The organism is Variovorax sp. NFACC27 (genome assembly GCF_048301545.1).
GTDB lineage: Bacteria > Pseudomonadota > Gammaproteobacteria > Burkholderiales > Burkholderiaceae_C > Variovorax > Variovorax gossypii.
In genome coordinates this window covers 7,032,042-7,045,649 of the sequence record NZ_CP157613.1, presented here as the reverse complement: position 1 = coordinate 7,045,649, position 13,608 = coordinate 7,032,042, and the positions used below count along the sequence as shown (strand labels likewise).

Annotated in this window: 16 protein-coding genes; 11 read left to right on the top strand and 5 right to left on the bottom strand. The window is 70.4% G+C overall.

What is annotated here, in order from left to right:
* Positions 1-75 precede the first annotated feature (75 nt).
* Positions 76-990 (bottom strand): LysR family transcriptional regulator ArgP, encoded by a 915-nt coding sequence (locus tag ABL840_RS33015; RefSeq protein WP_093206686.1) that lies wholly within the window; start codon positions 988-990, stop codon positions 76-78.
* 78 nt (positions 991-1,068) lie between these two features.
* On the opposite strand from ABL840_RS33015, the gene ABL840_RS33010 reads away from it, so the two are divergent.
* The 7 genes from ABL840_RS33010 (at position 1,069) to pcp (ending at position 6,118) form a co-directional block, all read left to right on the top strand.
* A complete protein-coding gene (locus ABL840_RS33010) occupies positions 1,069-1,707 on the top strand; it encodes a LysE/ArgO family amino acid transporter (RefSeq protein WP_093206687.1) in 639 nt (212 codons plus the stop codon).
* A 34-nt stretch (positions 1,708-1,741) separates the two neighbouring features.
* Positions 1,742-2,410 carry an RsmD family RNA methyltransferase gene (locus tag ABL840_RS33005; RefSeq protein WP_093304223.1) on the top strand — a complete coding sequence of 223 codons (669 nt, stop codon included), beginning with the start codon at positions 1,742-1,744 and terminating at the stop codon, positions 2,408-2,410.
* Positions 2,411-2,453: 43 nt separating this feature from the next.
* Positions 2,454-2,957: a pantetheine-phosphate adenylyltransferase gene (coaD, locus tag ABL840_RS33000; RefSeq protein ID WP_019658578.1), complete on the top strand. Its 504-nt coding sequence runs from the start codon at positions 2,454-2,456 to the stop codon at positions 2,955-2,957.
* A gap of 6 nt (positions 2,958-2,963) precedes the next feature.
* Positions 2,964-3,626, top strand: coding sequence for a 5-oxoprolinase subunit PxpB (gene pxpB / locus ABL840_RS32995; protein WP_093304222.1), 663 nt, complete (start codon positions 2,964-2,966; stop codon positions 3,624-3,626).
* Positions 3,623-4,621, top strand: coding sequence for a biotin-dependent carboxyltransferase family protein (locus ABL840_RS32990; protein ID WP_093304219.1), 999 nt, complete (start codon positions 3,623-3,625; stop codon positions 4,619-4,621). Before pxpB ends, ABL840_RS32990 begins: the two co-directional genes overlap by 4 nt.
* Before the next feature lie 61 nt (positions 4,622-4,682).
* Positions 4,683-5,423 (top strand): 5-oxoprolinase subunit PxpA, encoded by a 741-nt coding sequence (pxpA, locus tag ABL840_RS32985; RefSeq protein WP_093304218.1) that lies wholly within the window; start codon positions 4,683-4,685, stop codon positions 5,421-5,423.
* A 32-nt stretch (positions 5,424-5,455) separates the two neighbouring features.
* A complete protein-coding gene (gene pcp / locus ABL840_RS32980; protein ID WP_093304215.1) occupies positions 5,456-6,118 on the top strand; it encodes a pyroglutamyl-peptidase I in 663 nt (220 codons plus the stop codon).
* A gap of 22 nt (positions 6,119-6,140) precedes the next feature.
* On the opposite strand, the gene ABL840_RS32975 is transcribed toward pcp, so the two are convergent.
* Positions 6,141-6,851 carry an alpha/beta fold hydrolase gene (locus ABL840_RS32975; protein WP_093304214.1) on the bottom strand — a complete coding sequence of 237 codons (711 nt, stop codon included), beginning with the start codon at positions 6,849-6,851 and terminating at the stop codon, positions 6,141-6,143.
* A 126-nt stretch (positions 6,852-6,977) separates the two neighbouring features.
* On the opposite strand from ABL840_RS32975, the gene ABL840_RS32970 reads away from it, so the two are divergent.
* Positions 6,978-7,622 (top strand): Yip1 family protein, encoded by a 645-nt coding sequence (locus ABL840_RS32970; protein ID WP_093206694.1) that lies wholly within the window; start codon positions 6,978-6,980, stop codon positions 7,620-7,622.
* A gap of 31 nt (positions 7,623-7,653) precedes the next feature.
* The gene (locus ABL840_RS32965; RefSeq protein ID WP_093304211.1) at positions 7,654-8,352 is read left to right on the top strand and encodes a histidine phosphatase family protein; all 699 of its coding nucleotides are present in this window, start codon (positions 7,654-7,656) and stop codon (positions 8,350-8,352) included.
* Between the two features lie 7 nt (positions 8,353-8,359).
* Here the strand turns inward: ABL840_RS32965 and ABL840_RS32960 are convergent, their stop codons facing one another.
* The 3 genes from ABL840_RS32960 to ABL840_RS32950 all read right to left on the bottom strand — a co-directional run bounded on the left by ABL840_RS32960 (position 8,360) and on the right by ABL840_RS32950 (position 11,931).
* Positions 8,360-9,964 (bottom strand): amidohydrolase family protein, encoded by a 1,605-nt coding sequence (locus ABL840_RS32960; protein ID WP_093304209.1) that lies wholly within the window; start codon positions 9,962-9,964, stop codon positions 8,360-8,362.
* A 127-nt stretch (positions 9,965-10,091) separates the two neighbouring features.
* Positions 10,092-11,468 carry a tetratricopeptide repeat protein gene (locus ABL840_RS32955; RefSeq protein ID WP_093304208.1) on the bottom strand — a complete coding sequence of 459 codons (1,377 nt, stop codon included), beginning with the start codon at positions 11,466-11,468 and terminating at the stop codon, positions 10,092-10,094.
* Between the two features lie 64 nt (positions 11,469-11,532).
* Complete coding sequence (locus tag ABL840_RS32950; RefSeq protein ID WP_093206698.1) at positions 11,533-11,931, bottom strand: tautomerase family protein; 399 nt, start codon at positions 11,929-11,931, stop codon at positions 11,533-11,535.
* A 115-nt stretch (positions 11,932-12,046) separates the two neighbouring features.
* Between ABL840_RS32950 and ABL840_RS32945 the strand changes: the two genes are divergently transcribed.
* Together ABL840_RS32945 and ABL840_RS32940 are read left to right on the top strand one after the other, a co-directional pair.
* Positions 12,047-12,907, top strand: a complete 861-nt coding sequence (locus ABL840_RS32945; RefSeq protein WP_093304205.1) for a LysR substrate-binding domain-containing protein — start codon at positions 12,047-12,049, stop codon at positions 12,905-12,907.
* Between the two features lie 41 nt (positions 12,908-12,948).
* Complete coding sequence (locus tag ABL840_RS32940) at positions 12,949-13,575, top strand: YitT family protein (RefSeq protein WP_093304204.1); 627 nt, start codon at positions 12,949-12,951, stop codon at positions 13,573-13,575.
* Positions 13,576-13,608 lie beyond the last annotated feature (33 nt).

Sequence of the window (13,608 nt, the reverse complement as noted above, 5' to 3'; positions counted from 1 at the left end):
TCCGCCGGGCCGCAGGTGTCGTCCCACGCGAGGGGGGCGCAGCGACACGAAGCGCGCGAAGCCTGGGGGGAGTGCCTAGCCCAAGGCGTGCGGGCCGCTGCCGGCGGCTGCGCGCACGGCGGCTCCCAACCGCTCCAGCAGCTTCGGCGCCGCGCGCGCGTGCTGCCAGTAGAGCGGCACCGGCAGCGTCGAGCCCGGCACCAGCTCGACCAGCCTTCCTTCCCTGAGTGCGTCGGCCACCATGCTGACGGGGTGCATGCCCCAGCCCATGCCCGAGCACGCCGCCTCGACGAAGGCGCTGGGCGACGGGATCCAGTGCCTGGGCGTCTCGACGTTGCGGTGGCAGATGCGCCGTACCCAGCGCGCCTGCAGCCGGTCCTTGCGGTCGAACACCAGGCTCGGCGCCTCCGCCAGCGTGCGGGCGCCCACGCCTTTTGCGAAATGCTCGCGTACGAACTCCGGGCTGGCCGCCGCCACGTAGTGCATGGTGCCCAGCGCCTCGCTGTTGCAGCCGGCCACCGGCTGGGCCAGCGCCGTCACCGCCGCGAGCACCGCACCGCTGCGCAGCCGTTCGGCCGTGTGGTCCTGGTCGTCCACCGAGAGGTCGAGCAGCGCACCTGGCTCCTGCGCGGCGAAGGCCGAGGCGGCGGCGATGAACCAGGTCGCGAGGGTGTCGGCGTTGACGGCCACCCGTATCGTGACGCGCTCGTCGCCCGCCTCGCCGCCGCCCATGCCCAGGGCGGGCAGGGTCTCGCGCAGCTCGTGCTCCAGCATGCCCACGCGTTCGACGTGCCGGCACAGCTGCTGCCCGGCCTCGGTGGCCACGCAGGGCTGGCCGCGTACCAGCAGGGCGCCGCCGGTGCGTTCCTCCAGTTGCCTGATGCGCTGCGACACAGCCGAGGGCGTGACATGCAGCGCGCGGGCGGCGCGTTCGAAACTGCCTTCTCGCACGACGGCGGCCAGGGCGTTCAGGGCGGCGTAGTCCAGCATGGTTTGAATGAAGAAAAACTGAATCGAATTAAGGAAGTTTAGTTTGAATTAATCCGGTGCGGACGGCATCCTCGAAGCATGCAAGCCGTACACGTCACCACCGCCTTCGCCAACGGGCTCTTCATGAGCCTGGTCCTCATCGTCGCCATCGGCGCGCAGAACGCATACGTGCTGCGCCAGGGCTTGCGTCGCGAGCATGTGGGCGCGGTCGTGCTGTTCTGCGCCGCCAGCGACGCGGTGCTGATCGGCGCCGGCGTGGCCGGCATGGCGCAGGTGCTCCAGGGACGGCCGATGCTGGCCACCGTGCTCGCGGGGCTCGGCGCGGCCTTCCTGTGCGCCTACGGGCTCAGGGCGCTGTGGCGTTCGCGCCAGCCCGCGGCGCTGCAGGCCACGGCGCAGGGGGCTTCGTCGCTGTCGCGCGCGGCCGTGGTGGCGCAGGCGGCCGGCTTCACGCTGCTGAATCCGCATGTCTACCTCGACACGGTGCTGCTCGTTGGCAGCGCCGGCGCGCAGTACGCGGGCATGCTCAAGGTCTGGTTCGTGGCAGGGGCCAGCGCGGCTAGCGTGCTGTGGTTCACCTCGCTGGGCTTCGGTGCGCGGCTGCTCGCGCCGGTGTTCGCCCGGCCGCGCGCCTGGCAGATGCTCGACGCGCTGGTCGGCGGCACCATGCTCGTGCTGGCGGCCATGTTGGCGCGGCGCGCGCTGACGGGGGCGTGAGAGCCAGCGCATGCGGCGGCGTTAAGCTCGCCGCATGCCCCAGAAGAAAGCCGCCCCAGCCTCCCGTTCCGCGCCAGCAGGCAAGTCCAAGCCTGCGGTGAAGCGCCCGTCGAAGCCCAGCGAGGTGCGCATCATCGGCGGCGAATGGAAGCGCACCCGCCTCGCCGTGGCCGACAGGCCCGGCCTGCGCCCCACGCCCGACCGCGTGCGCGAGACCCTCTTCAACTGGCTTGCGAGCCTGGCCGGTGCCGGTGGCGGCGAACTGCCGGGCTGGCAGTGCGTGGATGCCTTCGCGGGCACCGGCGCCCTCGGTTTCGAGGCCGCCTCGCGCGGCGCGGCCGGCGTGCTGCTGTGCGAGCAGGACGCTTCGCTCGTCGCCCAGCTGCAGGCCGTGAAGACCAAGCTCGAGGCCGAGGCCGTGCGCATCGAGCGCGGCAACGGCGTCACGGCGCTCGAACGCGCGCCGGCCGGCAGCCTCGACGCCGTGTTTCTCGATCCGCCCTTCGACAACATCGCCCTCTACGAACCCGCGCTTCGCGCCGCCGCGCGCGCACTGCGCGCCGAGGGCTCTGTGTACCTCGAGGCGCCGCGTCGCTGGAGCGGCGAAGAGCTCGCGGCGCTTGGCCTCGCGGAGTTCCGCTACCTCAAGGCCGGCGCGGTTCACGCGCATCTGCTGAGGCCGGCGGCGCAGGGGACTGCATAATCCGCCGGACAAGCCGCACCGGCAGCATGAGGAAGAAGCAACCATGGCCAGCAACGTCATCGCGGTTTATCCCGGCACATTCGACCCCATCACCCTCGGTCACGAGGACGTGGTGCGCCGTGCCACCCAGCTCTTTTCCAAGGTGATCGTCGCGGTGGCGGCGGGCCACCACAAGAAGGCGCTGTTCACGCTGTCCGAACGCATCGACATGGCCCGCGAGGCCGTCAAGCCCTACAGCGACCAGGTTTCCGTCGAGAGCTTCTCCGGGCTGCTTCGCGACTTCGTCGTCGCGCGCGGCGGCAAGGCCATGGTGCGCGGCCTGCGCGCCGTGACCGACTTCGACTACGAGTTCCAGCTCGCCGGCATGAACCGCTCGCTGATGCCCGACGTCGAGACCGTGTTCCTGACCCCGAGCGACAAGTACCAGTTCATCTCCAGCACCTTCGTGCGCGAGATCGCCATGCTCGGCGGCGAGGTCCACAAGTTCGTTTCCCCGAACGTGGAGCAGCAGCTCGCCGCCAAGGTCCGCAGCCTCGGCCGTGAATAAGCCGCAATGAGCGGCACCCCTCCGCCCCGCCTGCATCTGCTGGGCGATGCAGCACTGCTGTGCGAGCTGCCCGCGCCGGCCACTCTGGCGCAGCAGCAGCGCATCTGGGCGCTGGCCGAGCATGCGCGGGAGTGGCCCGGCGTCGGCGAGACGCTGCCGGGCATGAACAACCTCACGCTCACTTTCGATCCCGTCGTCATCGACCTGGACACGCTTACCGCCCAGGTGCTCGAGGCCTGGCCCAGGCTGGCCGCCGGCGCGGTCAGCGGGAGGCTGGTCGAGATCCCGGTCGCCTACGGCGGCGAACACGGGCCCGACCTGGCCGACGTCGCGGCGCACACCGGCCTCACGCCGGCCGAGGTGGTGCGGCGCCACACCGGCGCCGAGTACGTGGTCTACCTGCTGGGCTTCCTGCCCGGCTTCAGTTTCATGGGCGGGCTGCCGCCCGAGCTCGCCACGCCGCGCCGCGCCGAGCCGCGCCTTGCCGTGCCCGCGCGATCGGTCGGCATCGGCGGCGAGCAGACCGGCATCTATCCGCTGGTGTCGCCGGGCGGCTGGCAGCTGATCGGCCGCACGCCGCTCGAGCTGTTCGACCCCGCGGCCGAGCCGCCCACGCTGCTGCGCCCCGGCGATCGCGTGCGCTTCGTGGCGGAGAGCGTGCAGACATGATCGTCATCCGCAAGCCCGGCGTGCTTGCGTCGGTGCAGGACCTGGGCCGCCACGGCCATCGCCAGCTCGGCATCTGCCCGGGCGGCGCGCTCGACGTGCTCGCGCTCACGCTGGCCAACCGGCTCGTGGGCAATGCGGACGGTGCCGCGGGGCTCGAACTCACGATGGGCGGCTGCGAGCTGCAGTTCGAGACCGACACGCGCATCGCGCTCGCCGGCGACGACTTCCAGGCCACCCTCGACGGCGTGCCGCTGTGGCCCTGCTGGAGCGTGTCGGTCGCGGCCGGCCAGACGCTCAGGCTCGCGGGCGCCAACGCGCCCGGCGTGAAGAAGGCCGGCGTGCGCAGCTGGCTGGCGGTGGCGGGCGGCATCGAGGTGCCGGCGGTTCTCGGCTCGCGCAGCACCGACCTCAAGGCCGGCTTCGGCGGACACGAGGGGCGCGCGCTGCGCAAGGGCGACCGGCTGCCGACGGGCGCTTCGAGGCTCGACGCCGCGCAGCGGCAGCACCGCGCCTTCGGCGTCCGGGGCCCCGACTGGGGACCTGGCGAGGACGACGGCGCCATCTCCCTGCGCGTGCTGCCCGGCCCCGAGTTCGAACTGTTCACGCTGGCCGCGCGCGAGCAGCTCTGGGGCGAGCGCTGGCGCATCACGCCGCAAAGCAACCGCATGGGCAGCCGGCTCGAAGGCGCCGAGCTCAAGCGCAAGCGCAGCGGCGACATGCTCTCCTCGGGCGTGATCCCCGGCACGATCCAGGTGCCGCCCTCGGGCCAGCCGATCATCCTGATGGGCGACTCCCAGACCACGGGCGGCTATCCGCGCATCGGCGTGGTCATCCGCGCCGATCTCTGGAAGCTCGCGCAGGCGCCGCTCAACGGCAGGCTGCGCCTCGTGCAGGTCGACCAGCCGCAGGCGCTGGATGCGTGGGCCGGCCAGCAGCGCTACCTGTCGCAGGTGACGCAAGGGCTTGCTGCTGCGGGTTGGTCGCGCGCGGCATAGACTTTGCAGAAAACCGCGAGATAGTCGCGAGAGATCCGCGACAGTAAAAGGAAGCCCCGCCATGCAAATCGACCTCAACGCAGACCTCGGCGAAGGCGCCGGCAACGACGAAGCCCTGCTCGCGCTGGTGAGCTCCGCCAACATCGCCTGCGGCTGGCACGCAGGCGACGCGAAGACCATGCAGCAGTGCGTGCGCTGGGCGCTGAAGAACGGCGTGGCCATCGGCGCGCATCCCAGCTTTCCCGACCGCGAGAACTTCGGCCGCAGCACCATGCACCTGCCGCCCGAGGAGATCGTGGCCAACGTGCTCTACCAGGTGGGCGCGCTGGCGGCCATCGTGAAGGCCGAGGGCGGCAAGCTCTCGCACGTGAAGGCGCACGGCCAGCTCTACAACCAGGCCGTGAAGGAGCCCGAACTCGCCGATGCGCTGTGCGAGGCCGTTCGCCGCTTCGATCCCTCGCTCAGGTTCTTCGGGCTCGCGGGCAGCAACATGATCGACGCGGCCCGCCGCGCGGGCCTGGAGCCCGTGGAGGAAGTGTTCGCCGACCGCGGCTACATGCCCGACGGCAGCCTCGTGCCGCGCAGCCAGCCGGGCGCGCTGATCGAGAGCGAGGAGCAGTCGATCGCACAGACCCTCTCGCTGGTGCGCGACCGCCGCGTGACCGCCATCGACGGCAGCGTCGTGCCCGTCAACGCGCAGACCGTGTGCCTGCACGGCGACGGCGCCCATGCGCTGGCCTTCGCGCGCCGCATCCGCGAGCGGCTGCAGGCCGAGGGCATCGCCGTACAGGCGATGGCCTGACGGCTCGAACGCCTGAACGAACAAGGCAGGCCGTGGCAGCCAAGCCCATCAAGGTCCTGCTCACCGGCTTCGAGCCCTTCGAGCAGGAGACGCTCAACCCCTCCTGGGACGCCGTGCGCGAGCTCGACGGCTGGAAGGTCGGCCGCGCGACGGTGCATGCGCGCCTGGTGCCTTGCGTCTTCGGCGACGCCATCGATGCGCTGATGCGCGCGATGGACGAACTCCGGCCGCAGCTGGTGCTTTGCATCGGCCAGGCCGGCGGACGCGCCGAGTTCACGCCGGAGCGCATCGCCATCAACATCGACGATGCCCGCACCGCCGACAACAAGGGCCGGGAGCCCATCGACGTGCCGGTGGTGCCGGGCGCTCCCGCCGCGTACTTCTCGACGCTGCCGATCAAGGCCATGGTGCGCGAGCTGCGCGCGGCAGGCATTCCGGCCTCGGTCTCGAACAGCGCGGGCACCTTCGTGTGCAACCACATCTTCTACGGCCTCATGCACCGTATCGCGACGCATCCGGTGCCGGGGCTGCGCGGGGGCTTCATCCACATTCCCTACCTGCCGCAGCAGGCGGCGCGCTTTCCGGGCGCGCCGAGCATGTCGCTCGAAACGCTGGTCAAGGCATTGCGCGTCGCAGTGACCACCGCGCTCGCGGTGGAGCACGACATCGCCGAGACCGGCGGCCGGCTGCACTGAGCCGGCCGGGCGGCTTAAGGGCTCAGGCGGCCGGGAAGTGCTTCGCCAGCCAGCCGTTGAGCGCGGCGTTGACGAGCTCGGGCTTCTCCATCGTCAGCATGTGGCCGCAATCGGGCACCCAGACGACCTGCGCCTGCGGCAGAAGCGCCGCCATCTCGGTCGTGCACTCGGGGGGCGCGAGCCGGTCCTCGTTGCCGCACACCAGCAGCACGGGCGCGCGTACCGATGCGAGGTGCAGGCGGGCGTCGGGCCGGCGCATCACCGCGCGGTTCTGGCTGATGAGTTGCCGGGCGCCCGCGCCGAGCACGATGTCGAGGTAGCGCTGCACCAGCACTTCGTCGGCTGCCTGCGCGGGGTGGAAGGCGAAGTAGACGTTCGGCTCGATCACCTCGCGCAGCTCGCCGCGCTCGAAGTACTCGATGGCGCCTTCGCGCAGCGTGAACATGTCGGGCGTCTCGGGCCGCGCGCTGGTGCCGAGCAGCGCGAGCCCGGCGATGCGTTCGGGGGCCTGGCGGGCCGCTTCCATGGCGACCATGCCGCCCATCGAGGCGCCGCAGAGCACCAGCGGCCCCTCGTTGTCGCGCAGCACGGCTGCGGCCATGCCTTCGATGGTGTCGTTGTGCCGCTGGACGTCGCTCACGCGGGCGCCGAAGGCGGAGGGAAGGGCGGGCAGCTGGGCTTCCCAGATGCGCTCGTCGCAGGCGAGGCCGGGCAACAGGATCAGATTGGGCATGGTCACGGATTCTGCGCGATTGCCGCAGCGAGCGCAGCGGCATAGGTCGTGGCATAGGCCTCATGGCCAGCAGCCATCGGAGGCCGGCCTCGACATACTCCAAGTCACATGTCCGGGAACCCCGCAATGAATCTGGTCGAACGCGTCCAAGCCATCCTGCTCAAGCCCAAGGCCACCTGGCCCGAGATCGACTCGGAGCCGGCCGACGCCGCATCGCTCTACAAGAACTACGTGATGATCCTCGCGCTGATCCCGGCGGTGGCCAGCTTCATCGGCCTGTCGCTCATCGGCATCGGCGCCTTCGGCGTGAGCTTCCGCGTGCCGCTGGCCTCGGGGCTCGCGAACATGATCGTGGGCTACGTGCTGTCGCTGGTGATGGTGTTCGTGCTCGCGCTCATCATCGACGCGATGGCGCCCACCTTCGAAGGCACCAAGAGCCAGATCGGTGCGCTCAAGCTCTCGGCCTATGCGAGCACGGCGGCCTTCGTGGGCGGCGTCTTCAGCCTGCTGCCTTCGCTGTCGGTCCTGGGGGCGCTGGCGGCGCTCTACGGCGTCTACCTGCTCTACACCGGCCTGCCGGTACTCATGAAGTGCCCGCCCGACAAGGCCGTCGCGTACACCGCCGTTGTGGTGGTCTGCGCCATCGTCGGCGGCGTGGTGATCGCCTGGGTGCTGGCGCTGCTCACGCCGTCGCCGATGCGACTGGGCGCGGTGTCCGCGGCCGAAGCGGTGGTGGCGGTCGTGCAACAGGGTGCGAGCCTGAAAACCTGAGCGTCACTCGCAGGGTGGAAAATGGGCGGCAATGCCAACGCCCAAGCCCGAAACCACCACCGACCTGATCCTCATCCGCCACGGCGAGACCGCCTGGAACCGCGAGCTCCGCTTCCAGGGGCACGCCGACGTTCCGCTCAACGACATCGGCCACGAGCAGGCTCGCCGCCTCGGCCTGAGGCTGGCCAGCGAGACGGCGGTGCAGCACGTCATCAGCAGCGACCTCATGCGCGCGCAGCAGACGGCGGCGCCCGGGGCGCAGCAGCTGTCGCTGCCGGTGGTCACCTCGGCGGCGCTGCGCGAGCAGTTCTTCGGCGTGGTCGAGGGCATGCGCTCCGAGGAGATCCAGAGCCTGCATCCGCGTGCCTGGGAGGAATGGCTGGAGTTCCGTGAGGACCACGCCATGCCAGAGGGCGAGACGGCGCGCGAGTTCCACACGCGCATCGTCGCGGCGCTGGGCGGCATCGCGGCCGCGCACAAGGGGCAGTACCTGATCGTCGTCACCCACGGCGGCGTGCTCGACATGGTGTGGCGCACCGCCAGGGGGCTCAGCCTGAGCGGGCCGCGCCGCAGCGAGATTCCCAACGCGGGCTTCAATCGCATCCGCATCGCCGATCCGCAGCGGCCCGACGACATCGAGATCGTCGAGTGGGCCGACACCCGGCACCTGGCCGACCTGCCGCCGCAGCCGACCTACGACCAGACGCGGCACCTGAAGAACAAGGGCTGAGGCTGCCTCAGCCGGCCGCGCCGCAGCTGCCCGGCTTCGGCGTGCGCAGCAGCGGCTGGCCGGCGCCCACGCCCGTGGGCTTGCCGCCGTCGACCGCGAGCTGCCCGTTCACCAGCACCGTGGTCACGCCTTCCGACAGCAACGTCGGCTGCGTGTAGGTGGCCTTCGCCGCATAGCGCGCCGGATCGAACACCACCACGTCCGCGTAGTAGCCCGGGCGCAGGTGCCCGCGCTGCTTCAGCCCCAGCGTGTCGGCCGTGAGCGACGAGCTGCCGCGGATGAATTGCGCCAGCGAGATCGTGTGTTCCTTCACCACGTACTGGTCGTACTTGCGCGCGAAGGTGCCGTAGGCGCGCGGATGGCCCAGCGAGGAGTCGGACGAGGTCATGACCCACGGCCGCTTCATGAAGGCGCGCACGTCGTCGTCGCTCTGGTTGAAGGAGGCGATCATCAGGTCGCCGTCGCGCAGCACGGCGATGGCTGCGTCCACCGGATCGGCGTTCGACGCCTTGGCCACGTCGGCCAGCGTCTTGCCCACGTACTTCGTGCTGCCGGCCGAGAACAGAATGGTTTCGGGGCCGCCGCGCAGCCGCAGGTTCTCGCGCATGTCCTTGCGCAGGCGCTCCTGTTGCGAGGCGTCGTCGAAGCGCTGCAGCGTCGCCGCGCGGCCGCCTTCGTTGGCCCAGGGCGGCAGCAGCGCGGCCGAGAAGCGGGTGCTCGACGCGGTCCACGGATAGTGGTCGGCCGTGATGTCCAGGCCGCCCGCGCGTTCCTTCTCGATGCGCTTGATGATGTCGCCGCTCTGGCCCTGCACGTCGACGCCCAGCGCCTTGATGTGCGCCACGTGCACCGGCAGCTTCGCCTCGTGGCCGATGCGGATCACCTCGTCGATGGAGCCCTTGAGGCCGATGTTGTACATGGACTCGTCGCGGATGTGGCTGTCGTAGAGGCCGCCATGCCGCGCCGCCACCTTCGCGAGCTCGATGACCTCCTCGGTCTTCGAGAAGTTCTGCGGCGTGTAGAAGAGCCCGGTGGAAAGGCCCAGCGCGCCTTCGCACATGCCCTGGCTCACGCGCTTCTTCATCGCCTCGAGCTGCTCGGGCGTCGGTGCCCGGTTGGCCTCGCCCAGCTCGCTCATGCGCACCGGGCCGAAGCCCACGTACATGGCGACGTTGGTGCCCACCGGCGCGGCGCGCAGCTTCTGCGCCTGCGCCGCGATGTCGAATCCGCCGAAGCCGTCGTTGCCGATCACCGCGGTGGTCACTCCCTGCGTGATGAACGGAATGTTCAGGCGCTTCTTCGGGTCGCTGGAGTGCAGGTCGGCATCCGCATGCGTGTGCGCGTCGATGAAGCCCGGCGCCACCACCATGCCCGCTGCGTCGATGACGCGCTTCGCGGTGAACTGCGCCGGCGCAGCCTTGCCGGCGAACACGATGCGATCGCCTGCGATGCCAACGTCGCCCACCACCGGCGTGTCGGAGTCGCCGGTGTAGACGGTGCCGCCGCGCAGCAGCAGGTCGAGCGCGACAGGAGCTTCGTTGGCGGCATGCAGGTTGACGGAGAAGGGCGCGAGGGTCGAGAGAACCGCCAGCGTGACGAGGGACTTGCGCATGGGATGGTTGGCCCGCGAAGGCTTCTTGTTGAAGGAGTGCGGCCAGTTTAGGAGCCGCCTCCGCGCCCTCGCCAATTCCTTTTGCACCATGCCCCATGACCTGAAGGCATGGGCTGCCGGGCCGTGCTCAGCCCTGTGTCGTGAGCTGCCCGAGGCCCAGCCGCCGGTACACCGCCGCCGTCTGCCGGCGCAGCCGCAGCGACTCGGGCTGGCCGTTGAGCTGCAGCTGCAGGATGCCTTGCGCTGCGGCCAGCGAGGCTTCTGTGCCGCTGCGCACCAGCGCATCGAGGTACACCTGCTCGAACAGGTCGCGCTGCGCATGGCTGCCGCCGATCTCGATCATGCGCGGCAGGGCCGTGCCCAGGCCCTCGATGGCCGCAGCGAGGTCGCCGCGCGCATGCGCCACCAGCCCGTGCGCGGCCGGCACGCACACGCGTTGCCATGCCGCGCGGGTCGAGGCAGGTGCATCCGGCGCGAAGGCCACGATGTTGCGCAGCAAGGCATCGGCCTCCGGGCGGCCGGCGCGCGCGAGGCCGTAGAGGTATTGCAGGTCGAGAAAGGGCAGCACATGGTCGGTCTGGCGCTGCCGCAGGTAGCTCGCCACGTCGCTCCAGCGATCGCCCACGTCGATGCCCGCGAGCTCCAGCCGTGCGAGCAGCGAGACCGCGCCGATCTGGTCCTGCGAGTAGTCCTTCACCACGCCCCACGCGTGCTCGTCGTACACCGCGAGCGCCTCGGCATCGCGGCCCAGGTCGATGAGGAACAGCGCCACGTGCCACCAGTTGTGCGTGACCATGAAGGAGTTGAGCCCGGTCCAGGTGTCGCTCACGCTTTCCATGAACGCCAGCCCCTCGGCGAGCCGGCCCTCGGTGAGCATGACGTGCGCCAGCGCGTGATGGGCCCATGGCTCCTTGCGGCACATGGCGATGGCGCGGCGCGCGCTCGCCTCGGCCTCGCGCATCAGGTGGCACTGCTCGTAGCCGAAGGCCGCCATGCCGTGCACGTAGGGCACGTCGGCCGCATGCGGCAGCACCGCCAGCGCGAGCCGCAGCATGCCGGGGCAATCGCCGGTGTTGAAGCAGTGGTATTGGCCGAGCTTGACCGAGACCAGGTCTCGCGGATGCTCCAGGGCCTGCTCGGTGTGCAGCGCGACGGCGCGCGCGATGTCGCCGTCGGCCCAGGCTTCGATGGCTGCGATGTAGCGCTGCTCGCGCGGCGTCGCGCGTGCAGCGCCGGCACGGGCCTTCGCGAGGAACGGCCGCGCATTGGCCGCGGCCTCGCGCGACTCGGCGAACAGGTGCAGCGTGGCGCAGTAGGCCTGCACGACGGGGCTCGCGTCGGCGTCGGCCAGTGCGATCAGGTTGACGGCGCGGGCTTCGCTGGAGATGAAGCCCATGACGAAGTCGTCGACCAGCGGCAGGCTGGCGGCATCGTCGAGGGTGAGCGGGTTGCCGAGGCTGTCGGCGAAGGGCTGGGCGCTGTTCGTGGGGGTTCCGGAGGGCATGGCGGCATGGTGCCATGCCCCCGGCGATGCTTCAACGTCGTACGTCGATGTTCGACGACGCGGCTCAGACGCCGGCCTGCTGGTGGCGGTACTCCTGCGTCCTGCCGCCGTAGCCGTAGGCCGCGCCGCGAGCGTCGATCACGTGGATGTACGACACCTCGTGCAGGTCCGGCCGGATCTTCGCCATGGCCGCGTGCACCTCGCGCAGGTAGCGCGCCTTCTCGGCCTTGGTGTTGGTCTCGTCGGTGATGCTGATATCGAGGTGGAAGGCCGACTTGCCCAGCGAGGCCAGCGACTGCCCGCCGATGAACCAGGCGTCGGCGGCGATGTACTGCACGGTGATGGCGATGACCGGCAGCTGCTTGCCGAGCACGCTCTGCGTGAGCTCGGCAACGACGTCGACGGTCTTGCGGGTGAGGTCGGCGTCGGGTTGGCCGGAGAGGTGGACGACGATGTGGGGCATGGTGGACTCCTTGGATGAACGGGTTGTCGATGGGGTGATTGTGGGAGTCCGATGGCCATCGGAAAAGCGGGAAGATATGATGAATTCCATCGGAATAACGGATGGATGAAGAGCCATGCAGGGATTCGATCTCGAGCAGCTGCGCACCCTGGCCGCCGTCGTCGACGCCGGCAGCCTCACTGCGGCGGCGCCGCGCGTCTTTCTTTCCCAGTCGTCGGTGAGCGAGCAGATCCGCAAGCTGGAAGAGCGCGCGGGGCAGTCGCTGCTCACGCGAAGCAAGGCCGGCGTCGCGCCCACCGAGGCGGGCGTGCGGCTGCTGGGCTACGCGCGGCGCATCCTGGCGCTGAGCGACGAGGCCTTTCGCGACCTGCACGGCGAAACGCTCCAGGGCGAGCTGCGGCTGGCCGTCACCGACTATTTCCGGCCCGGCGACCTGACCCGGCTGCTCGGGCGGCTGGGCGAGAGCTATCCGCAGGTGCGGCTGCACGTCGCCATCCTGAAGAGCGACGAGTTGCGCGCCGCCTATGCGCGCGGCGACTTCGACGTGGCGGTGGGAATGAACATCGCCGGTGTTTCCGCCGCGCAGCCCCGGGCGTCGGTGATCCGGCGCGAGTCGCTGGTGTGGCTGGGTGCGGCGGGCATGCGGCCGGTGCGCGGCGAGCCGGTGCGCCTGCTGGTGCTGCCCGACACCTGTTCGCTGCACCAGTTCACGGTGGCGTTGTTGAGGCGCAGGCATGTGCCCTATACGCTGGCGCACGTGGCGTCGGGCGTGGCGGGGCTGCAGTCGGCGCTGGCGGCGGGGCTGGGCGTGGCCTGCCTCAACGAATCGGCGATCAGCGTGGGGGTGACGCGGCTCGCCACGCCCCACGGGTTGCCGGCGCTGCCGCGCGTGGCCTTCGAGTTCCTGCCCGGGCGCCGGGGCGAAACCGCGTTCGTGACCCGGGCCCGGGAGCTGCTGGCTACCCATCTGGTGTGAGCCGGGCGCCAGGGTGGCGCGGGATTTGCGTCAAGAGAGCCATGGACGCGCCACCTCCCACCACCCAGCCAGACTGGCTACGCCATTCCCGCTTCGACGACGCGCAGGCGATCTTCTCGGGCACGCTTTTCGTCGCCATCGCCATGATGCTGTTCGGCCAGGCGGGTCTGCTCACGGGCGGCACGGCCGGCGTGGCGTTCCTGCTGCACTACGCCACCGGCCTGAGCTTCGGAAAGCTGTTCTTCCTGGTCAACCTGCCGTTCTACTGGTTCGCCTGGCGCCACATGGGGCGGGCGTTCACCATGAAGACCTTCTCGGCCATCGCGCTGCTTTCGGTGATGACCGACCTGGCGCCGCGCTACCTGTCGATCGATTCCCTGAACCCGGCCTTTGCCGCTGTGCTCGGCGGGCTGCTGCTGGGCACCGGCTGCCTGTTCCTCGCCCGCCATCGCGCGAGCCTCGGCGGGGCGACCGTGCTGACGCTGTACCTGCAGGAAAAGCGCGGCTGGCCCGCGGGCAAGGTGCAGATCGGCATCGATTGCACGGTGGTGCTGCTTGCCCTGTTCGTGATTCCGCCGCAGCGCGTGGGGTGGTCGGTGCTGGCTGCCGTGGTGATGGGGATCTTTCTCTGGGTCAATCACAAGCCTGGGCGGTACGCGGCCACCTGAGAGCGGCCCGGCGCCGCGAAGTCTCGTCTAATT